Source organism: Mesorhizobium sp. M5C.F.Ca.ET.164.01.1.1 (assembly GCF_004792125.1).
Classification (GTDB): Bacteria; Pseudomonadota; Alphaproteobacteria; order Rhizobiales; family Rhizobiaceae; genus Mesorhizobium; species Mesorhizobium wenxiniae.
The window spans coordinates 1-356 of sequence record NZ_SRTG01000257.1 but is presented as its reverse complement, the minus strand read 5'-3'; the positions used below and the strand labels follow the sequence as shown (position 1 = coordinate 356).

Below are 356 nucleotides of genomic sequence, written 5' to 3'. Positions count from 1 at the left end.
GCGAGGTGATCGTCGAGCCGAAGAAGCCGGTGGTGCAGTTCGGGTCGGTCGCCGTCGCGGTGCCGCCGGGCGCCTTCCTGCAGGCGACGGAGGCCGCGGAACAGACGATGGCGAGCCTTGTCGGCCAGCATCTGGCGCGTGCGAAGAAGGTCGCGGATCTGTTTGCCGGCTGCGGCAGCTTCGCGCTTCGGCTGGCGGCGAAATCCGAGGTTCATGCCGTCGAGGGCGACGGTCCGGCGCTCGCCGCGCTCGACCGCGCCTTCCGCTTCGCCAGCGGCCTGAAGCGGGTGACCGTCGAACGCCGCGACCTCTTCCGAAGGCCGCTGACCTTCAAGGAATTGAACGGCTTCGACGGC

Annotated in this window: 1 pseudogene; it reads left to right on the top strand. The window is 69.7% G+C overall.

Going from position 1 to position 356, the window contains the following annotated elements:
• Positions 1-356: pseudogene (locus tag EN807_RS33365) on the top strand (RNA methyltransferase); the annotation flags it as partial.